At 44.6% G+C, this 20,012-nt stretch carries 21 protein-coding genes; 15 read left to right on the top strand and 6 right to left on the bottom strand.

The genetic code is table 11. The features are described from left to right. Window positions 1-12 precede the first annotated feature (12 nt). From deoD to ACHUFZ_RS06355, 4 genes are all read left to right on the top strand, one after another. The gene (gene deoD, locus ACHUFZ_RS06340; RefSeq protein WP_394126401.1) at window positions 13-723 is read left to right on the top strand and encodes a purine-nucleoside phosphorylase; all 711 of its coding nucleotides are present in this window, start codon (window positions 13-15) and stop codon (window positions 721-723) included. Window positions 724-782: 59 nt separating this feature from the next. Continuing rightward, a complete protein-coding gene (locus ACHUFZ_RS06345) occupies window positions 783-2,252 on the top strand; it encodes a lactate dehydrogenase (protein WP_394126402.1) in 1,470 nt (489 codons plus the stop codon). Window positions 2,253-2,378: 126 nt separating this feature from the next. Beyond that, a complete protein-coding gene (locus ACHUFZ_RS06350; protein WP_394126403.1) occupies window positions 2,379-3,866 on the top strand; it encodes a hypothetical protein in 1,488 nt (495 codons plus the stop codon). Then, a complete protein-coding gene (locus ACHUFZ_RS06355) occupies window positions 3,847-5,427 on the top strand; it encodes a diguanylate cyclase (RefSeq protein ID WP_394126404.1) in 1,581 nt (526 codons plus the stop codon). The genes ACHUFZ_RS06350 and ACHUFZ_RS06355 overlap by 20 nt, the downstream gene beginning before the upstream one ends. Before the next feature lie 12 nt (window positions 5,428-5,439). Here the strand turns inward: ACHUFZ_RS06355 and ACHUFZ_RS06360 are convergent, their stop codons facing one another. Continuing rightward, window positions 5,440-6,324 carry a DMT family transporter gene (locus tag ACHUFZ_RS06360; protein ID WP_394126405.1) on the bottom strand — a complete coding sequence of 295 codons (885 nt, stop codon included), beginning with the start codon at window positions 6,322-6,324 and terminating at the stop codon, window positions 5,440-5,442. A 141-nt stretch (window positions 6,325-6,465) separates the two neighbouring features. Between ACHUFZ_RS06360 and ACHUFZ_RS06365 the strand changes: the two genes are divergently transcribed. From ACHUFZ_RS06365 to ACHUFZ_RS06390, 6 genes are all read left to right on the top strand, one after another. Further along, window positions 6,466-6,852, top strand: coding sequence for a DUF3302 domain-containing protein (locus ACHUFZ_RS06365; protein ID WP_004412285.1), 387 nt, complete (start codon window positions 6,466-6,468; stop codon window positions 6,850-6,852). Then, window positions 6,852-7,982: an HlyD family secretion protein gene (locus tag ACHUFZ_RS06370; RefSeq protein WP_394126406.1), complete on the top strand. Its 1,131-nt coding sequence runs from the start codon at window positions 6,852-6,854 to the stop codon at window positions 7,980-7,982. Before ACHUFZ_RS06365 ends, ACHUFZ_RS06370 begins: the two co-directional genes overlap by 1 nt. A 140-nt stretch (window positions 7,983-8,122) precedes the next feature. Next, window positions 8,123-9,934, top strand: a complete 1,812-nt coding sequence (locus ACHUFZ_RS06375; protein WP_394126407.1) for a GGDEF domain-containing protein — start codon at window positions 8,123-8,125, stop codon at window positions 9,932-9,934. A 149-nt stretch (window positions 9,935-10,083) separates the two neighbouring features. Then, window positions 10,084-10,632: an ECF-type riboflavin transporter substrate-binding protein gene (locus ACHUFZ_RS06380; protein ID WP_394126408.1), complete on the top strand. Its 549-nt coding sequence runs from the start codon at window positions 10,084-10,086 to the stop codon at window positions 10,630-10,632. A gap of 6 nt (window positions 10,633-10,638) precedes the next feature. After that, entirely contained in the window at window positions 10,639-12,327 is a 1,689-nt protein-coding gene (locus ACHUFZ_RS06385) for an ABC transporter ATP-binding protein (RefSeq protein WP_394126409.1), read from the top strand. After that, a complete protein-coding gene (locus ACHUFZ_RS06390; RefSeq protein ID WP_394126410.1) occupies window positions 12,324-13,163 on the top strand; it encodes an energy-coupling factor transporter transmembrane component T family protein in 840 nt (279 codons plus the stop codon). The genes ACHUFZ_RS06385 and ACHUFZ_RS06390 overlap by 4 nt, the downstream gene beginning before the upstream one ends. A gap of 31 nt (window positions 13,164-13,194) precedes the next feature. Here the strand turns inward: ACHUFZ_RS06390 and ACHUFZ_RS06395 are convergent, their stop codons facing one another. Then, window positions 13,195-13,542, bottom strand: a complete 348-nt coding sequence (locus ACHUFZ_RS06395) for a GlpM family protein (RefSeq protein ID WP_394126411.1) — start codon at window positions 13,540-13,542, stop codon at window positions 13,195-13,197. Between the two features lie 10 nt (window positions 13,543-13,552). Next, window positions 13,553-13,909 carry an acyl-CoA synthetase gene (locus tag ACHUFZ_RS06400; RefSeq protein ID WP_134834083.1) on the bottom strand — a complete coding sequence of 119 codons (357 nt, stop codon included), beginning with the start codon at window positions 13,907-13,909 and terminating at the stop codon, window positions 13,553-13,555. Window positions 13,910-14,112: 203 nt separating this feature from the next. Here ACHUFZ_RS06400 and ACHUFZ_RS06405 point away from each other — a divergent pair, with 203 nt between their 5' ends. Then, window positions 14,113-15,009 carry a DMT family transporter gene (locus tag ACHUFZ_RS06405; RefSeq protein WP_394126412.1) on the top strand — a complete coding sequence of 299 codons (897 nt, stop codon included), beginning with the start codon at window positions 14,113-14,115 and terminating at the stop codon, window positions 15,007-15,009. A gap of 7 nt (window positions 15,010-15,016) precedes the next feature. Here ACHUFZ_RS06405 and ACHUFZ_RS06410 read toward each other — a convergent pair whose 3' ends face one another. Then, a complete protein-coding gene (locus tag ACHUFZ_RS06410) occupies window positions 15,017-15,472 on the bottom strand; it encodes a GNAT family N-acetyltransferase (protein ID WP_394126413.1) in 456 nt (151 codons plus the stop codon). A 250-nt stretch (window positions 15,473-15,722) separates the two neighbouring features. On the opposite strand from ACHUFZ_RS06410, the gene ACHUFZ_RS06415 reads away from it, so the two are divergent. The 4 genes from ACHUFZ_RS06415 (at window position 15,723) to ACHUFZ_RS06430 (ending at window position 19,030) form a co-directional block, all read left to right on the top strand. Then, window positions 15,723-17,150 carry a methyl-accepting chemotaxis protein gene (locus tag ACHUFZ_RS06415; protein ID WP_394126414.1) on the top strand — a complete coding sequence of 476 codons (1,428 nt, stop codon included), beginning with the start codon at window positions 15,723-15,725 and terminating at the stop codon, window positions 17,148-17,150. A 115-nt stretch (window positions 17,151-17,265) separates the two neighbouring features. Continuing rightward, the gene (locus tag ACHUFZ_RS06420; RefSeq protein WP_394126415.1) at window positions 17,266-17,598 is read left to right on the top strand and encodes a hypothetical protein; all 333 of its coding nucleotides are present in this window, start codon (window positions 17,266-17,268) and stop codon (window positions 17,596-17,598) included. 123 nt (window positions 17,599-17,721) lie between these two features. Beyond that, window positions 17,722-18,150 (top strand): acyl-CoA thioesterase, encoded by a 429-nt coding sequence (locus tag ACHUFZ_RS06425; RefSeq protein ID WP_394126416.1) that lies wholly within the window; start codon window positions 17,722-17,724, stop codon window positions 18,148-18,150. Window positions 18,151-18,325: 175 nt separating this feature from the next. After that, window positions 18,326-19,030 carry a DUF445 domain-containing protein gene (locus tag ACHUFZ_RS06430; protein ID WP_394126417.1) on the top strand — a complete coding sequence of 235 codons (705 nt, stop codon included), beginning with the start codon at window positions 18,326-18,328 and terminating at the stop codon, window positions 19,028-19,030. Between the two features lie 44 nt (window positions 19,031-19,074). Here the strand turns inward: ACHUFZ_RS06430 and ACHUFZ_RS06435 are convergent, their stop codons facing one another. Both ACHUFZ_RS06435 and ACHUFZ_RS06440 read right to left on the bottom strand, forming a co-directional pair. Beyond that, the gene (locus tag ACHUFZ_RS06435) at window positions 19,075-19,551 is read right to left on the bottom strand and encodes an Lrp/AsnC family transcriptional regulator (RefSeq protein WP_053439692.1); all 477 of its coding nucleotides are present in this window, start codon (window positions 19,549-19,551) and stop codon (window positions 19,075-19,077) included. 100 nt (window positions 19,552-19,651) lie between these two features. Beyond that, complete coding sequence (locus tag ACHUFZ_RS06440; RefSeq protein WP_394126418.1) at window positions 19,652-19,888, bottom strand: hypothetical protein; 237 nt, start codon at window positions 19,886-19,888, stop codon at window positions 19,652-19,654. Window positions 19,889-20,012: the final 124 nt, after the last annotated feature.

Raw genomic sequence — 20,012 nt, forward strand, 5'->3', positions numbered from 1 at the left:
GGAGTAAAAACTATGGCAACCCCACACATTAATGCACAACCAGGTGATTTCGCTGAAACAGTTCTAATGCCAGGTGACCCACTACGTGCTAAATACATCGCGGAAACTTTCCTTGAAGATGTAAAGCAGGTATGTGACGTTCGCAACATGTTCGGCTACACAGGTACTTACAAAGGTAAAAAAGTGTCTGTAATGGGCCATGGTATGGGTATTCCATCATGTTGTATCTACGTACACGAGCTAATCGCTGAGTACGGTGTGAAGAACGTAATTCGTGTAGGTAGCTGTGGTGCAGTACGTGACGACGTTAAACTGATGGACGTTGTTATCGGTATGGGTGCTTCAACTGACTCTAAAGTTAACCGTATCCGTTTCAATAACCACGACTTCGCAGCAATCGCTGATTACGGCCTACTAGAAGAAGCGGTAAACCAAGCTCGTGCTCAAGACGTACCAGTAAAAGTGGGTAACGTATTCTCTGCAGATCTTTTCTACACTCCTGAAGCAGACATCTTCGAGAAGATGGAAAAACTAGGCATCCTAGGTGTAGATATGGAAGCGGCTGGTATCTACGGCGTAGCTGCAGACCTAGGTGCTAAAGCACTAACAATTCTAACAGTATCTGACCACATCATCCGTGGTGAGAAGCTAAGTTCAGAAGAGCGTCAGAAGTCATTCAACGACATGATGAAAGTTGCTCTAGAAACTGCAATTAACATTTAATTTATTCATTTCGCCACCAGGCTTAGCTTGGTGGCCCGAATAATCCCGAGGGGGAGATAGTGACAACTGGCAAACTGCCACAGGAAGCAGACGGTTTACAGCTCAACTTTTGTAAAACATTGGCGTGTGACAACTTTGGATTGAGTGATGCACATCGTTACGTTGTGCAGCATGCGAACCCTAAACGACCTGCGATGGTATGTCGGGAGTGTGGTGCTTTCCCCCCCTTACTTAACAATCAAGAAGTTCTCAATGAACTTCATCGATTGAGACACCTGCATAGTGATGGCCTACCTGCCTGTCGCAATGACGACTGCAGTAATTTTGGTCTATCTGTTCATACACACAAACATCTCTATCATGCTTTTGGCTACAGTGGCGATCGTCAACGCTATCGCTGTAAATGCTGCCAGTCTACCTTCGTAGATAAATGGTCAGGAGCCAATAAGAAACTTCAATTTCAAGAAAACCTCCTTGGTTTGCTTTTTATGGGCTATTCAGTCCGAGAAATTTGCCGAAAACTAGAAATCAACCCAAAGACGTTTTACGATCATGTCGATCATATTGCTAGCCGATGTCGACGAAAACTGGCCATGTTTGATGCTCGCTGGGTCAATCATGCCGCAAGCTATGAACTTGCCTCTCACTATGTTTCTTTGCAACCAAAAAGTAATAATGGTGTTCTTTGGATTGCTACCGGTGAAGCGCATAGTGGCTATATTTTGTGCCAACACGTCAACTACGCATCCAATGAAGAACCTATGGGTGAAGTTGACCATGACCCATATAAATACCCAGCAAGATTTGTGTCACGAGAGCATTCCTCTGAAGCAAACATGCCCGCACCGACACCGTCTCCTGTACTTCGTGAGCGCATTGATCAACAGTATCAAACCATCCTCGCCCGCGGGAATGTTGAAGACCCAATGGGCAACCTAACTGTCTTCAATTACCCAACCAAAGGGGCGCTGATTCGACCGCCGTACACCTCATATGCACATTTCCTTCATGTCCTCGACCTATGCCAAGAAGAGCGTCGAGTTTCTATCTATTTGCCGCAAGATCCGGTTTTACGCTCTGCAGCACTAAGTATTTGCCTGCCTCGAATTCAGCGTCAAAATATCGACCTAATGTACGTTGAAGAAGATAAAGGTTGGAGTTCAGAGTTCAACATCGACAAAATCGATATCGTCCATATGGGCTGGTGGCGCGATCGTTGGGCCATCACCTCTGGCATTCATGGTTCTAAGGGGATCTGTTATCTAGCGGGCGATAGAAATCAACCGGAACACTGGCTGCGTAACGCTTCAATCCGTCGTACAGAGTTTTATCAAAACCGTTTTCAGACCCTATTTGAAAGCTTCATCAACGAACCTAGACGTAAACTTCGTCCGGGGGGCTTACTTCCAATGCTAGATATTTTTAGAGCTTGGCATAATTTGTGCTACCAAGATAAGAATGGCAAGACAGCGGCCCAAGCCTTAGAGTTGACTCAATCACCTTTAACCTTGCGTGAGTTACTGTCATAACAGTTAGTAATGTGACGGATACCTTTAAACGGTCGCCGTTTTATTACTTTTTATAGTGTTCGTCTGCACTCTATTCATATAATGCCATAATGTAAGATGAACTCTACGCGGTAAAGGATTGATTCATTGGATAAAAGCCAGCGACTTTTAGAAGTCGAGATTGAACAGCTTAAGGATAAGATAGAATCTGAGCCCGAAAAGGTCTGGGCGATAGCTGAACAGTGCGCTGCGCGCTCAGCGCAAATCCTATACCCTGAAGGTGAGATTCAGTCTTTGATCATCATGTCTCGCTGCGCATGGTGTAGCATGGACTACCGCAAAGGCCTAAAATACATCAAAGAAGCGCACAGTAAACTCAGTGCCTTAGATACCGACGATCTGCTTCCTGAAATTCTCCATATCCATGCGCTCCATTACTGGGGTCAAGCCAAGTACTACTCCGCTCAGCAATACTGGATTAACGCTCTCGAGCAATCAGCACTAGTTGACGAAGTTGAAGTGCAACTTGAGGCATTAATCGGCCTTGGGAACGTATGGAGAATTACTCACGAATACCAGCTTGCAAAATCCACTCATGAGCTAGCAGTTAAAGTCGCCAACAATGCCCGCATTCCATGGCTAGAAGGCAAAGCACGAATTTTGCTGGCTTGGGACCTGTACCTACTCAATAACTTCGTCGAGATGCTGTCTGTGTTAGATGGCGCAACCGAAGCACTTAGACACCATAGCGATAAGACCTGGCTGGCTGAAGTCTGGGATTTCCGCGGCCTAGCACTGCTTGGCCTTGAACGTATTGAGGATGCTGAGGAAGCGACCAACAAAGCACATGAGTTAGCGATCCAACACAACTTAGTTTGGATGAAAACTCACTCATTTATCAGTCGTGCTCGGGTCGAGTTACTAAGAAAACGCCCTAACGCTGCAGCTAAACTTCTGATTCAAGCCGAGCAATCTGCGGTGGCCTTTGACAATGGTGAACTACTCTCGCAAATTTGTTTCCAACAATCGCGAGTAGCGGAAGAATCTGGCAACTTTAAACTTGCCCTTGAAGCGTTCCAAAAATACAGAAAGCACTCTACCACTATGCTGCGTGAACAAACCGCTAGGGTAAGTAACGATAAAGCAAGAGCCTCAAAAAGGCAGTTAGAGCAACGAGCGAGAAAATTGATTAACCGAATTCGCGGCCAACACGAGTTCGACCCAGAAAAACAGATGACCCAAATGGTGTCTGAAACCTATTGGTGGGAGCAACTGATCTTGTTTAAGACCGAGCTAAAACGTTCAAACCATTCAATCATCATCATTCAGCACCCTGACTCACAGTACCTCGATGTTTGCGCAGAGCTCACCCACTCCATCTGTAACAAACAAGACATGCTTTCACGCATCAGCAGTGACCGATTAGGCCTGTTACTCGCAGATAAAGGAGAAGCCGCTCTGAGCGTATTTCAGGTATTAGCCAAGATGATTGAGATTTATCCATGGCAGCGTAAAGGGCTTGAGTGCTCGCTGCCTAAAGTCATCTACCAAGACATTCTGTCTTTCCCATTCACACTAGAACAACTTGAAGAAAGCCAGAAACAGGAAGAGCTGCATGGAAACGATACTCAATAAGATTTCTGATTCCGGCCTAGACGCTTCTTCCGTTAGTGGTGAAGAAGCACTGATTTTTTGGAATCACGTCCGCCAACACATAGCCACAACTGGCCAAGAAAAAGCGCAGTGTTTAATCATCAGCGCGGAATTTCGTTTTGAGCTCAAACAGTATCAAACCAGTATCGATGAATTAAAAGAAGCGCTATCGCACTTATCTTTGCCTAATGATGCCGAACTGGTGTTAGAAGTACGCAATGGATTAGCTGAAAAATTGATCGAAAACGGCGATTATCACGGTGCGCTTAACGAATACATCAGCGCCTCTACCATCGCAGTCGACAACGGCTTTATCGACGAATATGTTTTGGCGGTATTAGGCATGGGTAACTTATGTGATGCCTATGGTGACCACAACCGCGCGCTTAGGTACTACCAAAAAATCGACAGTATCGATCATGCTATCGGTAGCCGCTCGCTTAGACTCCGTTACAAGCTATACATGCTCGCTTGCTACATAGAGCTCAATAGAACAACAGCTGCAACAGACCTTATTAAAGAATGTGAAGAACTGAGTATTTTGGTCAGTGACAAAGTACTGTCTGGACAAATTCTACTCTACCAAGCAAAGCTTTACCTGCAAAGTGGGCAGACGGACCTTGCCATGCAAAGTCTTGGTAATGTGCAGTATTCACATGGGAATGTCCACTCAGCTTGGCTCTCGAACTCAATTCGTATTGAGCTTGCAGCGTGTTTAAGTGAACAAGATAAGCCGCATTTAGCTAATTGGATACTTGAGTCTACCCACAAGCGAATCAAAGAGTACGCCTCTCCTATTTTGTCTCTAAAACTCGCCAACTCACTCGCCAATATTAGTGAGCAAAAAGGTGACTACCAAAGTGCACTCGAACATCAAAAACGTGCTTTTCGAATAGAAAGCGACCTGATGAAAAAGATCCCAATTGGCGAGCTTGGAGCAAGCCAATTAAGGCGCTTATCACGTTTCGAACTACAGCTAAAACTGATCTTATCCGAACAAGAAAACCGTGAACTGAAAGAGACCACAGAAAGCCAAAAGCATACCGTGGCTCAACTTCAACAAGATGTCTTTACCGATCCGCTCACCAGCTTGCATAATCGACGTTGGCTCGATGTGAAGCTCAAAGACTTATTGCTGCACGACGTGCCGTTCTCATTGATGGTGGTCGATATTGACCACTTCAAATCAATCAACGATGAACTGAGCCACCTAGTTGGTGATAAAGCGATTGTGAATGTCTCCCATGAGCTTGCGGCCTACTTTAAGTTTAGGGGTGCGTCATGTGTCCGATTTGGCGGCGAAGAATTCTTGGTGATCTTAGAGCGAGCCACCTTAGAACAAGCGGAAATGCACGCTGAAAACTATCGTGAACGAATCTTCAAATTTGGTTGGCAGAGTATTCTTGGTGAACGTGGCCTTACCGTCAGTATCGGGATCACTTTGCATCGTGAAGGTGAAAACACCCAACGTACCTTCTATCGCGCAGATAAAGCCTTATATCGAGCCAAAGCAAACGGACGTAACCAAGTCTGCACTGAGTAGTAGGGTTACCGCCTACTTCATAAAGAATAGTGATATACCTGCAACAGCTACAATCGTCCCGACAATCCCTCGTTTAGAAATTGGCTCTCCTTTTGCTGCGTAAATAATCAACATAAAGAGTGGGCTTGTGGCAATCAAGCTCTGGGCTACCGCAGGGTTCGCGTATTTCAAAGCGACTTGTTGAAGCCACAAAGCTAAGAATGTGCCGACGAAGATCGCGGCTAGCAGCCAGACAAAGCCATCTTTTCCGAGTTGCAATAGGTTTTCTTTCATCGATTGATAGGGCTTCTTTTCTATCCAACCAATCATCACCATGACAAACACGACGCCCATCGATAACCGAATCAAGGCTCCCAGTAATGGCGGTAAATCGCCAGCCACCAGCGCGTAGTGAGAAATCACCACACCACTGGCCTGACAGACGCTAGCCACAAGGCCAAACCCAACTCCACGCCAGTCCAATGGTGTACCGTCAGAGTGGAACACGGTAAGAGAGACAGCAACTGTGGTGATAATTACGCCTAACCAGCCTTGTAATGGCAATACGCTCCCCAAAGCCAACAATGCCAATACACCAGAAAGTGGCGGTGCGAGCGATTCTAGAAGTAGCGTTTTGTTCGGCCCAATCCGTTTTAACGACGCAAAATAGGCACTATCACCAATAGCGATACCGATAACGCCAGATACTGCAAGAATCGCAAAATGGTCCGCAGAAATAACAGGAGCACCTACCATCGAGAATGGGATCACACACATCATCAATGCTGATGCAAAGACACCTTTTACTATATTTAGCTGAAGAGCACTAAAACGGTGGCTAAACTGACTATATATCCAAGTCGCAACAGCCCAAACCAGTGCTGCGCCTACTGCCGCTATTTCTCCCTGAAAAGGCATCTTTCCCTCTATATCTTTGTTCCATTTATGCGAGTTCGGTTTTACCGACACCCATCTAATTTGTTGTTTTTATTGCTATACTTTGTTGTAGATAATCAGTAATCTCTATAAATTCCATCTCATTAAGCAAGGATTGTTAATATGTTCTTGGATTATTTCGCACTAGGGCTGCTTGTCTTCGTCGCATTGGTTATTTTTTACGGCATCATCGTCATTCACGATATTCCCTACGAAATAGCTAAAGAGCGGGAGCACCCACACCAAGATGCTATTCACTACGCAGGCTGGGTAAGTCTATTCACCTTACACGCAATCTGGCCGTTTCTCTGGATTTGGGCCACTTTATGGCGTAAAGAACGCGGTTGGGGCTTCCAGAAACTCGAAGAAGAGCAACACGACATTCATCATCGCGTTGATACTCTGATCGATCAAGTCAATAAACTGCAAGAAGAAGTACGTGATCTTAAACAACAGCAACCGACTCAATCGGTGCAGACGTACAGTAAAAGTAATGAGGAGGAGCAATAATGGATTTACTACTCATTCTGACGTATGCCGCGCTGTGTATCACGATTTTTAAAGTCTTCAATATTCCTCTCAATAAGTGGACTGTTCCTACCGCTGTGCTTGGAGGTGTTGTCCTGATCGGCACACTTATCTTACTGATGAACTATAACCACCCATTTACCCAGATTGGTAATCAAGTTTATTCAACGACGCCCGTTGTTTCAGGCGTACGAGGACGCGTTATTGATGTGCCAGTGGAAGCAAACAAACCTTTAAAACAAGGCGAGGTGCTTTTCACTATCGACCCGATTCCGTATGAAGCGGAAGTTGCGAAGAAAAAAGCGCAAATCAAAGAAGCGAGTCAAGGTGCGCTAGGTTTAGAGTCTTCACTACAAGAAGCGATTGCAGCAAAAAACAAAGCCATTGCAGAGCGCGACAAAGCGATGCGCGAGTTTAGCCGTTATCAACGTGGTTACAACAAAGGTGCCTTCACAGCCCAACAACTTGACACCAGACGCCAAGCTTACAAAGCGGCAGAGTCTTCGGTGAACGTCGCAACCGCTAAGGTTGAGCAAGCTGAGCTCGCTTTAGACTCAGAAATTGGCGGCGAAAACACCACCGTTGCTCGCCTGTTGGAAGAGTTACGTCAAGCAGAGTTCAACTTAGAACAAACTGTCGTTAGAGCACCGACTGACGGGTTCGCTACACAACTTGCACTTCGACCTGGCGTGATGGCGGTACCGCTACCACTTGCACCTGTGATGACCTTTGTTCATACAGAAGAGGTCTTTTACACTGCGGCATTTAGACAAAACTCTCTGCAGCGCCTCCAACCTGGATTTGAAGCGGAATTTTTGTTTAGAGCATTGCCAGGTAAAGTCTTTAAAGGCGAAGTCGTAGAAATACTGCCTGCGATTGGAGAAAGTCAATTCCAAGCTCGTGGCGCGTTATTGGGTACTGATGCACTTCGTACCAGTGGTCGCGTATTTGTTAAGCTGAAAATTACTGACGACTTAACCGACTATCATTTGCCGCTGGGTACTGCAGTGGAAGTTGCAGTTTACTCTGATAAATTCACTCACGTATCGATCATGCGTAAGGTACTGATTCGAATGAAGAGTTGGCAAAACTTCTTATACCTAGATCACTAGCGTCACTCTATTGATAGGTAAAGGCACAATGGCGGCCTTTACCTATCCCTACCAAGTGAGATCTATTTCACACAAACCATATACATAATTCTGGCCAGCCGTCCCTTTGTGTAGAATTCTCGCTTTTGCGACTTAACGGCATGATTAATAAGCTCTCCTACTTAGCGTTGATAGGCGCAACACTCTTTAATTCTTACCTCTTTGCGCATCCAACCTTAGATAAAGCCATAGAGCTACTCCGCTCAGAACCTACCCAAGCGCTGAAATTAGTTCAATCTGTGCATTACGCGTCGTTAAATTCCGCGGAACAAATTCAATACACTCATCTCTACGTATCGAGTAATAATCTACTTGGTCATTACGCTGAGAGTAAAGTATGGATTGAGCAGTATGCGTTGCCAGAAACCGACGACCCTCAGCAGATTGAACAACTATTTGATTACTCTATCCGAGCCGCATGGGCGTATGAAGCGACTCAGCAATACCAGCAAGCAATGCAGTGGTACCGTCTAGCAGAACGCTATGGTGTGCGTTTACATGATAAAGAGAAGCAAGGCTACGTCTATTTACAATACAGCGCGGTAGAAAGCCTATTAGGTAATCAGTACCAAGCCCTCAAGCTCGCAAATAGAGCTTACATTTTACTTACCGATAGTGATGATACAGCGATGGTCGCCGACCTACATAGCCAACTGGGGATCTTGTATTACCTTAATGGCGAGTATGATCAAGCCATCCATTTTCAAGAAAAAGTATTAGCACAAGCAAAACAGGATAATAGTCTCCAAGAAATCGCAGTGGCTCATTACAACTTGGCGAACGCTTACCACAAATGGTCTAGAGTCGCGTTCGATGAAGACAAATTGGGTGTTGCGGCTATCAATTACCAACAAGCCCTAACACTGGCACAAAAGTTAGAGGCAAAGTACTTGCAGAGGAATAATCTGCTCGGACTGATTTCCCTCTATACCTACTCCGAGTCACTCGACGATGCCACGATACGCGTGAGCCAGTTAGAAGATCTAAACTTGGATTACTCTGGATACAGCAAACTCTCATACCATTTGGTCTTAGCAAGTTACAGCCACGCCATCGAAGATGCACCAAGCTTATTGTTCCATTTGGAGAACGCTAAAAAATATTATACGCAGCCCGATGGCCCACTTCCGGCCTACGCCTTGGATAAACAAAAAGAGGTGGCGACACTTTACGCAACGATGGGTGAATATGAACAAGCCTTTCACTGGCTAGATAGATACAGCGAACAAGCGATCGGCCGATACAAATCTCAGACTCAACAAAAAGTGAGAGAACTGCAGTCAGAGATAGAGAACAAACGTCTAGAGATAGAGAACCGCGACTTAAACAATCAAGTGACCACGCGCTTTTGGGTTGCAGCGGTAGCCTTGTTAATACTAGTGATAACCTTTGGCCTTCTATACCACCAACGTAAAAGAAAAGAACAATTCTATCAGTTATCCAACACCGATTTCTTGACTGGCCTTTCGAATCGACGCCATATATTTCAATGGGGAGAAGATCGCTTTAGCCAACTCAAGTTGTCATCCATTATCTTCGATATCGACCACTTTAAAACGCTCAACGATACCTACGGACACGACTTTGGCGATGCTGTACTTAAAACCATCTCCTCTATCGTTACCAAGGCCGCGCGCAGCGAAGATATTGTTGGACGTATTGGCGGCGAAGAGTTTTTAATCTTGCTACCAAGAGTCAATCGCCAGCAGCTTTCCCATATCGCAGAAAACATCCGCCAGCAAATTGCCATGCACCGATACAAAACACCAGATCATAAAGAGATCCAAGTAACGGCAAGCTTTGGCATTGCCGAACACCGAAATGGCTCGTTGTCCGATCAAGTCAACCTCGCAGACACCGCTTTATATAGTGCCAAGCGTTCCGGGCGAAATCGTAGTGTATTTTCAATTTGACGATTGTATTTTAGCCATCTAGACAGTTATCTTTCCAAACTTACACTCAGAAGGTATAATCTGCGCCTCATTTTCACAGACGAATAAAATTCAAACAAAAGAAGCGTTTGTGAACCAAGTTCTTTAAAGATTTTGACAAAGGGTTATCTATGAATCTTTCGGCTAAGACCGTCGTTGTGATTGCTATTGGCGCGGCACTTTATGGTATTGGTGGATTACCAATGTTTGGTATTCCCGTCTTCGCCAATACCACACTAAAACCTGCAATGGCCGTATTAGCGCTATTCTCGGTTTTATTTGGTCCATTGGTCGGCTTTTTAGTGGGGTTCATTGGTCACTGGGTTACCGATTTATTCGCGGGCTGGGGTGTATGGCTAACTTGGGTACTTGGCTCAGGAATTGTCGGCCTAGTTCTAGGCTTGTTCCCTAAAATCACTCAAAACCGCCTTACGAAAGGTGAATTTAGCCACAAAGATTTCTCTCTATTCGTCGTATTGGCCTTAGTAGGTAACATCGTCGGCTATGGCTGCTCTGCATTCCTAGATACGATTCTTTACGCCGAACCTTTTACCAAAGTCTTTACTCAGCTTTCTATTATCGCTGCAGGTAACACGATGCTGATCGCTGTCGTAGGTTACTTCATCCTAAAATCGGTTGCTAAACGCAACCAGCAAAGCCGCAACTTAACTGAGTCTTAATCATCAATGACAATTGAATTTTCTGACTTCTCTTTTAGATATGACTCGCTGGACAAACCAACGCTGAAGCATATCAATCTAAGGATAGAGAAAGGAGAGAAAATCGTCATTATCGGTCCAAGTGGTAGCGGGAAGTCTACCCTTGGCCAATGTCTAAACGGCCTTATCCCTCATGCCATCAAGGGGGAGAGCTCTGGGCAGTTGCTGCTTAACGGTCAAGACTCGACTTCGCTCGATTTACACCAGTACACCGAGCAAATTGGTACTGTGTTACAAGATACAGATAGCCAATTTGTTGGATTAAGTGTTGGTGAAGACATCGCATTCGCGCTTGAGAACCAGTTGATGTCCAACATCGATATGTACCCCCTAGTCAAAGCCACGGCTAAGATGGTGGAACTCGAAGATTTACTGACGCGCTCTCCACAAGATTTATCTGGTGGACAAAAGCAACGTGTCTCTTTAGCCGGTATTCTGGTTGACGACGTCGATACGCTTCTGTTTGATGAACCCTTAGCAGCACTTGATCCCAAAACGGGTCGCAAGACTATCGAGATCATCGACCAACTGCACCAAGAGACGGGTAAAACCATTATCATCATCGAGCATCGCTTAGAGGATGTACTTCATCGCTCTGTCGATCGCGTCATTCTAATGGACCAAGGTTCGATCGTGGCCGATATGACGCCTAACGAACTTTTAGCATCACCGTTATTAGAGAATCACGGAATCCGCGAACCTCTCTATCTCTCTGCCCTTAAATCTGCGCAGTGCCCACTAGATGAACTGTCGCAACGTGATGCATTAGAAAAGCTCTCGCTTGAGCAACTCCAGCCCTACTTTGATCATTGGCATGCAGAGCAGCCTACGCACGCAGAGCATAGCGATACGCTTTTATCCATTGATAACCTGACCTACTCATACGATGGTGAAAAGAATGCACTGGAAGGGGTATCGTTTGATATTCAACAAGGTGAGTTTGTTTCAATCTTAGGTAAGAATGGTTCGGGTAAATCGACAATTACAAAGCTGATTATGGGCGTCATTAACCCAGATCAGGGCTCAATTGCTCTCGACGGTCAAGAACTGTCATCGTTATCGATTTTTGAACGTAGCCAACAGATTGGTGTCGTGATGCAAAACCCGAATCATATGATTTCACATCATATGATATTTGATGAAGTTGCATTTGGTTTACGTAATAAAGGGCTAGATGAGTCTTCGGTTCAACTGAAAGTGACTGAAGTACTAGAACTATGTGGACTAAGTAAATATCGCAACTGGCCAATTGAAGCGCTCAGCTATGGCCAGAAAAAACGTGTCACTATCGCTTCGATTTTAGTGTTGGAGCCTAAGCTGCTGATCCTTGACGAGCCAACCGCTGGGCAGGATTATCGTAACTACACGGCAATGCTGAGTTTTATTAAGAAGCTCAATGGAGAGCTTGGTATCACGGTAATCATCATCTCTCATGATATGCACCTAGTACTTGAATATACCGACCGTTCTATCGTGATTTCGGACAGTAAACTCATTGCTGATGCGCCAATGACCCAAGTATTTAGTCAGCCAGCCCTACTCGAAAAGGCGAATTTAAACACAACCAGTTTGTACGATTTAGCAAAGAGGTTAGGTAAAACCGATATCAATAGCTTTATGCAGTACTTTATTCAACAGGAGCACCATGCCGCATGAATGCCTCTAAGATGAAGTTTGGTATTAGCTACGTTGATACTCAATCACCACTACATGGCCTAAACGGAATAACCAAATTCGCGCTATTTATGGCTTGGGTGACAGTGGTCCTAACGACCTTCGATTTGCGCCTTATCGGCCTGTTGATCGTATCAGGGCTTATATTACTCAAAATGACGCGCGTTCCGGTCAAGGTGTACAAACCATTATTAATCGGTACAGGTAGTGTACTGCTACTTAATGCGCTGTTTATGTTCCTGCTTGCCCCTCAGCAAGGCAGTGAATATATCGGTAGTACCAATACCTTGCTCGAACTACCCGGCAGTTACTCCCTGACTCAAGAGACATTGTTCTACTTGGTTACCGTAACGCTGAAGTATTTCAGCATGTTCCCGATTGCCTTGGTGTTTGTATTTACGACCCATCCGACAGAGTTCGCTGCAAGCTTAAACCGAATTGGTGTACCTTACAAAATTGCCTATGCAGTAAGCTTAACGCTGCGCTATCTACCTGAAGTCAAAAATGACTTTGTAAATATTATGCATGCGCAGCAAGCTCGCGGACTCGACATTTCAAAAAATACCCCGCTGATGCAACGCCTACAAAATGTCGCCAAGATTCTTGGCCCGCTAATTTTCTCAAGCCTAGATAGAGCAGATGAAATTTCAAACGCGATGACATTACGTGGGTTTGGTCGACATAGCAGCCGAACTTGGTATAGCGCGAAGCCACTAGGGCGTAATGACAAGTTGTGCCTAACTGCGATAGCCGTGATTGTCGCGCTGGCAATCGCCAAACGCTGGATAGACACTGAGCTGTTCTGGTATCCATTCTAATAAAAAGCCTAGGTTTGGAACCTAGGCTTTTTTATACCGTTTGCATCATCCTGGTCCAGACTAACAACAAAATCATCGCTGATGAAAGCCAAACCACGGTCGCCATCGATAGCGTGTTAACTAAGCTAAATCGATAGCTAAAATAGTAAACTGCGAGCAGATATCCTGCATAAGGTAGCAAAGAGTAAAGGCCAAACAGTGCCGTCTCTCTCAGTGCCTCCATACTGCGTTCCGTTCCAACCACATAATGAGCAATGAGCGCAAAGGTAGGAAATAGCGGTACTAAGCCCGCGATATAGAAGCTTTTACTTTTTGAAAGTAACGCAATCATTAATACCGCTGCAGAGCCTAAAAGGCACTTACCAAATAGAGCTAACATCGCAACCTTCTTAAGCCAAGTTCAAAAACAGTTCTTCATCGGTCATGTATTTGTGTTTCGCACTTAAATTACGTAAATGCATAAACATAAAATCAGGAAAGCCTGGCGCTAATAGATCATTTGGTTGCCAGACGATGCCTCCAACAAAGACATATCTGCCCTGTTTCTCTTCATTGTGCAGAGTATTGTTAATCTCAGTCGATAGTTCAGGTCTAACCCCCTCTATCACGCAAACAATCTGCCCTCTAGCAACACCAACAACACGTTTAACTAGATTTGCTTTCATTCCACATTTCCAAGCCTGACGCGTAGCTAATTCGAATCCGTGCTTACGCACCCCTTTATGAATATTGACGATGAGGTTCATTGCTACTCACTAATGAAAACAAACTTACCTCTAGGTTAGTAATCCCTATAGAAGATGACGACATCTCCATCTAGCCAAATTCTCACTGGATGAAAAACGAGACGAAATAAAAAAGTTAGCCAGAATCGGATATCTAACTCTTTTCACTCTTGCTTAACGAATTATTTTCATTCACATTGTCGTTACAAAAAGAAGGATGCATTATGAGTTCAGCAAGTTTTCTCCGATTGATCTGCCTTGCCGCTATATGGGGGGGATCATTCCTATTTATGCGTATTGCCGCCAATACTTTTGGCCCTGCTTATCTTATTGAATTTCGAGTCGGCTTTGCTGCAATCAGCCTACTTATTGTCTCTCTATTTCTAAGAAAGCGTCTCTCTTTTAGGCAAAACTTTCGACACTTTATGATCATCGGTCTTTTTAACACCGCACTGCCGTTTCTTCTTTTTGCTTACGCGGCGCAAACGCTCAATGCTTCCACACTGTCAGTACTTAATTCCACAGCCGCAATTTGGGGAGCACTGATTGGCATTTTCTGGCACAAAGCAACCCTTTCGTCAAAAGCGAGTGCAGGCATGCTTATTGGTGTTGTTGGTGTAATTACATTAGTCGGCATAGATGCAATAAATATTGGTTTGAATGCTGCCCTACCCATTTTGGCAGGGGTCATGGCGGCTTGTAGCTATGGCATCGCAACCAACTACACCAAGACGGCGCCCAAGATCGCATCATTTGATAATGCCCATGGCAACATGTGGGCTGCGGTGTTGATCATTCTGCCGTTACTTCCTTTTATCCCAATGAGGGGAGAGCCAAGCCAGCACGAAATCCTAGCTGTGATAGCACTCGGTGTCGTCTGTACTGGCGCCGCATACTTACTCTACTTCCGTTTAGTCGCGGACGAAGGCGCTGCATCAGCACTGTCTGTCACCTTTTTAATACCTGTATTCGGTATTCTATGGGGGTGGCTAATTCTTGATGAGCCTATTGGTTGGAATACCATAATTGGCACCACATTGGTGCTTTTAGGCACCATGATGGTGACTGGCTTTTCACCAAATCGTCTATTCGCTCGTAAGATGACGGCAGAGCAGCCTTAAATAGGGGTCAAAGTACGAGTGTCATGAACTGGCTATTCGGGTCTTCAGTATAGTCAGCGAAAGGATCGCAATATTCGAAACCATGCTTTTCGTACAAAGCTCTTGCTGGCGCAAAGTAATTCATTGAGCCCGTTTCTAGACTGATTTGAGTCATGCCTTGTTGGCGAGCATGATCTAAAACATGACGTAGCATGGTCGACCCAACCCCCTTTTGCCTTGCTAGAGTAGTGGTGCGCATTGACTTTAATTCACCGTGCTCGCTACTTAAGGCTTTTAACGCAACACATCCTAGTAGTTGTTCTCCCTGCCAACTGCTCCAAAAAGTGACTGTGGACTCTTTAAGAGCCGATACATCTAACGCATGAACACTTTCTGCAGGCGATGTTGCATTCATATCCTCTAGGTGTTCACGCAATAGGTCCAGTACAGCCGAACTTTCCAAGCGATCTTCAATTATCTTCATGTTTCCCTCCGAACGATTTGTAATGGAAACAGCAAACACTATACCACTTCTATATCGGTCATGATTCGAGGCTGCTGTACCACTATCCATTGCCGCTAACACCAACAAAGATCACATATGTTAATTCAATACGACAGACTGTTACATACATATGAGATCTAGGTCGGATAAATTTAAGTTATATTTCGATACATTTGTCATCACTAAATTACATAGTTATGACCAAATCACTCAACCAACGGATTGAAATATGAAAGAAGTTGAATTTCGTACTATAGATCGCTTGTTTATTAAGATGTCGATAAATGACAAGATCTGGGTCATCTTCTCACTGTTTTTGATTGCTGTTACCGCCCTAGCTGGTGGGCGTTACTACCAAACAATCAATAATATTGAGACACAAACGATTGTCGCTGCAGAGCAATACCTCGCTGGCGTACTGAGTCACTCCGATAGCACCGCGATTGCAGAGAGCAGTCAAATCGCAACCGTGTCACACTCAAGCAAGCCAAGTTATAGACAAGGCGTTGCCGTGGTATCAGCAACGCATTCTAGTGGGACAACCTATCAACTGACTTTCACCAATCCAAATGTCGAAGAGCTAGAGTCTCAGGCTTTAATCACTTTCGCTCTAAGCTATCTATGGGCTATCCCATTTGCGATTTTCTGCTATTGGGTAGCGACTTTCTTGGGTGGCGCTCTATGGGTGCTATACACAACGACACAACGCATTGGTGAAGGTGATTTAACATCACGCCTTGGTTTCCACCCTGGCCGTGATGAGTTTGGCACCATCGGCTGTGCGCTCGACAAAGCAATGGATACACTGACTGATCTGGTTGTCACCGTCAAAGACAATGCGACCACGTTGAGCGATACATCGTCTTCATTTGAGCAAGAGATGAAACTCAGTGAAACCCAAATCAGCCATCAATATGCTTCCCTTGATTCTGTCGCAACGGCAATGGAGCAAATGACGGCATCGGCGCAAGAAGTATCAAGCATTTCTCAGCAATCAACCCAGCAAACCGAAGACGACGCTGCTCATATTGAAAACAGCCATCATCGTGTCCAGTCTGCCATCAATGAAATTGGTAAGCTTTCCGACTATATTGGCCAAGCTTCCCAGTCGGTTTTAAGCTTGACCGATAACACGACCCAAATTAATGAAGTGATCACCACCATCAACGCCATTTCTGAGCAAACTAACTTACTAGCACTTAACGCCGCAATAGAAGCAGCTCGTGCGGGTGAACAAGGGCGTGGCTTTGCGGTAGTTGCGGATGAAGTTCGAACCCTAGCAGGTAGAACTCAAGCTGCGACGGTAGAAATTCAATCGATGATTGAAAAGCTTCAGTCTGAAACTCGTAGTATTTCTTCAATCACCGAACAAACCGTAAGCCAAGCGAAAACAAGTAGTGAGCTAGTCGCGAATATTGGCAGTGATGTTCAAGCGATTTCCGAGTCTGCCAAAACGCTTATGGATATGAGCATTCAGATCTCAACTTCGGCGGAAGAGCAAAGCTCCGTCGCCAATGGCATCGCCTCTGAACTCAGCGATATAAGAACCCAATCAAACACGATTAGAAGCGTTGCCGAACAGTCGTCTCAAGGCATAGCGAACTTGAGCCAAGCATCTCAATCACTTGCGGATGTACTCAAGCAATATCGAACTTAACTCTCGAAAATTAGGGCCTGCGGGCCCTTTTTTAGTGCTCAGTAAAAAGGTACACCCAAACCTATCGCCATAACTATACTTAAGTTAATTTCTAAGGTGGGACAAGGATGACGCAATGAGCACCTTATTACTTTACGTATTATTACTGAGCAACCCTGATTCTGGACAGTCCAGTTCTATTCCTTTGAAGTGTGAGCTTTTACACTCCGCCGACACGTTTTGGTTTTACAAAGAGCAGCTCGTATTCCAAAGCGATCAGTTTATTATTCTACAAAACTTTAAAGGCAGAACCGTCACCCAAGTCGATATGAAAACCGGGGAACTGATTAGAACCACTTATATCGGTGAGCCATACGATCCTAAATATCAAATCTTGCTCGGTAAATGCTTTGATGTTGAGCACACACTCAAAATGTGGCAGTTAGATGATGTCCCTTATGACAATTAGCACCGATGTTGTTTATGTTTTGCTAAAGAGATTAGAAGCACACAGATCACAAGTTATTAACATTTAGCACCTACTGCGTCGCCTTTGAATTAGTATATTTACTCGATTCAAAGGAGAACTATCATGGACGAGTTACTTAATGACTTTCCAATCACGACGGAAATTGAAGTGGCATGGGGAGAAATGGACGCATTACAACACGTAAATAATGCCGTCTACTTCCGGTATTTTGAAACAGCTAGACTCGACTACTTCAAACAAATCAACTTGCTAGTCAATCTAAAAGAGAGCCACATTGGACCCGTTTTAGGCCATACAGAATGTCGATATAAGCTGCCAGTCACTTACCCTGATACTCTTTTAATTGGTTCCCGAGTGAGCGACCTACAAGATGACCGCTTTACCATGGAATACCAAATCGTCAGCCAAAAACTGGGCAAAGTCGTAACAGTCGGAAGTGCGACATGTGTGATGTTTGATTTTAAAAACCATACTAAAGCGCTAATCCCTGAGCAGATAAGCCAAGCGATTATCAATACTGAAGAAAAGTGAGGCCTGCTGCCTCACTTAATGATAAATCAGAGGTAACGTTACCAACCGCGTAAGAATAACGATTATTTCTGTGGCTGTAGGGGAACTTACACGTCCGCACAGAGTTTGTTATGTCACAACTTCAGTAAGATGTTATATACTCCCCGCTTCGTTAATAACCTCATCAAAATTCTCAATGAACAAGAGCTTAATTACCAATATCATTGCGCTTGCGCTGTTAGCAGTTGGCTATCAGGCTGGTAACCAAATCGCCTTTTACGCAGGTCTATTTGCCTTTTCTGGTGCCATCACCAACTGGCTTGCTATTCACATGTTATTTGAAAAGGTTCCAGGACTGTATGGTTCTGGCGTCATACCTGCGCGATTTGAAGAATTTAAAGCAGCGATAAAGAACTTAATGATGGAACAGTTTTTTACCCAAGAAAACATCGACAAGTTTTTAAGCAAAGAAATGGTAGGCGGTAAGACACTAAATCTAGAGCCTGTGATTGAGAAAATCGATTTCAACCCAACCTTCGACTCTTTGGTCGAGGTTATTGCTAACTCTCAGTTTGGCGGAATGCTAGCGATCTTTGGTGGCACCGAAGCACTAGAGCCTCTCAAGCAGCCGTTTGTTGAAAAAATGCAGGCCGCAATTGTCGATATGAGTCAGAGCGATACAATCAAAGATGCACTAAAAGAACAATTTGAAGCACCAGCGATGATGGACGAAATAAGAACGAACGTTGAAAACATCATTGACCAACGCTTGAATGAATTGACTCCTCGTCTAGTCAAAGAGATGGTGCAGAAGATGATCAAAGAGCATTTGGGTTGGCTAGTCGTCTGGGGCGGCGTGTTTGGTGGCTTAATCGGTATTGTCTCATCCTTCATCGCTTAAGCACGACGAAAACTAAAAAAGGGAAGCGCATCGCTTCCCTTTTGCTATAACTTACCAATCAAATCAGCATTTACCCCAAAGCTGGTTTTATGCTCTTCGATAACCACCTCACTGCGTGTTTGGATAACACCAGGTAAGGTACCAAGCTTGGTCGACATGAAGTTCTGATACGCTTTCATATCTTTCACCCTCACCTTAATCATCGTATCGAAGTCGCCAGATAGAGAGTAACACTCTTCAATCTCAGGCATATCTGCCACAGCCTCAGCAAATTTTTCGAAAATAGAGAAACTGGTCTGGTCGAGACGAATATGGATAAACACTTGCACATCTAAACCCAATTTCTCTGGATTTAACTCGGCGTGATAACCTTTGATATAGCCTTCTTTTTCTAATCTTTTGACTCGGTCAGAGCAGGGAGAAGTGGTTAAGTTAACTTGCTTTGCTAACTCAACAATAGGAAGTCGACCTTTCAGATTTAAGGCACGGAGAATTTCGCGGTCGATTCTGTCTAGTTCCATTGACGACTCATAAGTAGATGTGAGTAATAAAGCACTATATTAAAATAAAAGTGCGGCTGTACTTACATCTGCGCCAAAATTAACAAGAATTTTGTGAAGGTTAAGCGATTTTCACGCCAGAGAATGCACCTTGCTGCGGTGAGACAAGCTCAGATTTAGCATTGCAAGCACGGCAATAAGCGTGCTTTTCCATTTTGACGTAGTGGTCGCCTTTAAACACGGTCGAAAAAAAACAAGCCATCGATTTAAGCACCGAATCATGCTGCTCCTCACAACGTTTCAAAACGATCTTATGCGGGGTGTTTTTATTGCAGCAGTGGCAGTGCATTTGAGGCATTTTTCTCTCTCCGGCTGAAATCAGGGTTCCTGATAGTTGACATATTATGTAAGGGAGAGTTCCCGCCCTTCATACTTTAGTTCAGAAATTGTGACATCTGTTCAATTAATAACCTCACCTCTCT

The sequence above is a fragment of the Vibrio hepatarius genome, from assembly GCF_043642085.1.
Taxonomy (GTDB): domain Bacteria; phylum Pseudomonadota; class Gammaproteobacteria; order Enterobacterales; family Vibrionaceae; genus Vibrio; species Vibrio hepatarius_C.

What these genes read in the sequence shown, in the direction of transcription:
- deoD (WP_394126401.1), top strand. Translation starts at nt 13, where the DNA reads ATGGCAACCCCACACATTAATGCACAACCAGGTGATTTCGCTGAAACA.
- ACHUFZ_RS06355 (WP_394126404.1), top strand. Translation starts at nt 3,847, where the DNA reads ATGGAAACGATACTCAATAAGATTTCTGATTCCGGCCTAGACGCTTCT.
- ACHUFZ_RS06360 (WP_394126405.1), bottom strand. Translation starts at nt 6,324, where the DNA reads ATGCCTTTTCAGGGAGAAATAGCGGCAGTAGGCGCAGCACTGGTTTGG.
- ACHUFZ_RS06365 (WP_004412285.1), top strand. Translation starts at nt 6,466, where the DNA reads ATGTTCTTGGATTATTTCGCACTAGGGCTGCTTGTCTTCGTCGCATTG.
- ACHUFZ_RS06370 (WP_394126406.1), top strand. Translation starts at nt 6,852, where the DNA reads ATGGATTTACTACTCATTCTGACGTATGCCGCGCTGTGTATCACGATT.
- ACHUFZ_RS06375 (WP_394126407.1), top strand. Translation starts at nt 8,123, where the DNA reads ATGATTAATAAGCTCTCCTACTTAGCGTTGATAGGCGCAACACTCTTT.
- ACHUFZ_RS06380 (WP_394126408.1), top strand. Translation starts at nt 10,084, where the DNA reads ATGAATCTTTCGGCTAAGACCGTCGTTGTGATTGCTATTGGCGCGGCA.
- ACHUFZ_RS06385 (WP_394126409.1), top strand. Translation starts at nt 10,639, where the DNA reads ATGACAATTGAATTTTCTGACTTCTCTTTTAGATATGACTCGCTGGAC.
- ACHUFZ_RS06390 (WP_394126410.1), top strand. Translation starts at nt 12,324, where the DNA reads ATGAATGCCTCTAAGATGAAGTTTGGTATTAGCTACGTTGATACTCAA.
- ACHUFZ_RS06395 (WP_394126411.1), bottom strand. Translation starts at nt 13,542, where the DNA reads ATGTTAGCTCTATTTGGTAAGTGCCTTTTAGGCTCTGCAGCGGTATTA.
- ACHUFZ_RS06400 (WP_134834083.1), bottom strand. Translation starts at nt 13,909, where the DNA reads ATGAACCTCATCGTCAATATTCATAAAGGGGTGCGTAAGCACGGATTC.
- ACHUFZ_RS06405 (WP_394126412.1), top strand. Translation starts at nt 14,113, where the DNA reads ATGAGTTCAGCAAGTTTTCTCCGATTGATCTGCCTTGCCGCTATATGG.
- ACHUFZ_RS06410 (WP_394126413.1), bottom strand. Translation starts at nt 15,472, where the DNA reads ATGAAGATAATTGAAGATCGCTTGGAAAGTTCGGCTGTACTGGACCTA.
- ACHUFZ_RS06415 (WP_394126414.1), top strand. Translation starts at nt 15,723, where the DNA reads ATGAAAGAAGTTGAATTTCGTACTATAGATCGCTTGTTTATTAAGATG.
- ACHUFZ_RS06420 (WP_394126415.1), top strand. Translation starts at nt 17,266, where the DNA reads ATGAGCACCTTATTACTTTACGTATTATTACTGAGCAACCCTGATTCT.
- ACHUFZ_RS06425 (WP_394126416.1), top strand. Translation starts at nt 17,722, where the DNA reads ATGGACGAGTTACTTAATGACTTTCCAATCACGACGGAAATTGAAGTG.
- ACHUFZ_RS06430 (WP_394126417.1), top strand. Translation starts at nt 18,326, where the DNA reads ATGAACAAGAGCTTAATTACCAATATCATTGCGCTTGCGCTGTTAGCA.
- ACHUFZ_RS06435 (WP_053439692.1), bottom strand. Translation starts at nt 19,551, where the DNA reads ATGGAACTAGACAGAATCGACCGCGAAATTCTCCGTGCCTTAAATCTG.
- ACHUFZ_RS06440 (WP_394126418.1), bottom strand. Translation starts at nt 19,888, where the DNA reads ATGCCTCAAATGCACTGCCACTGCTGCAATAAAAACACCCCGCATAAG.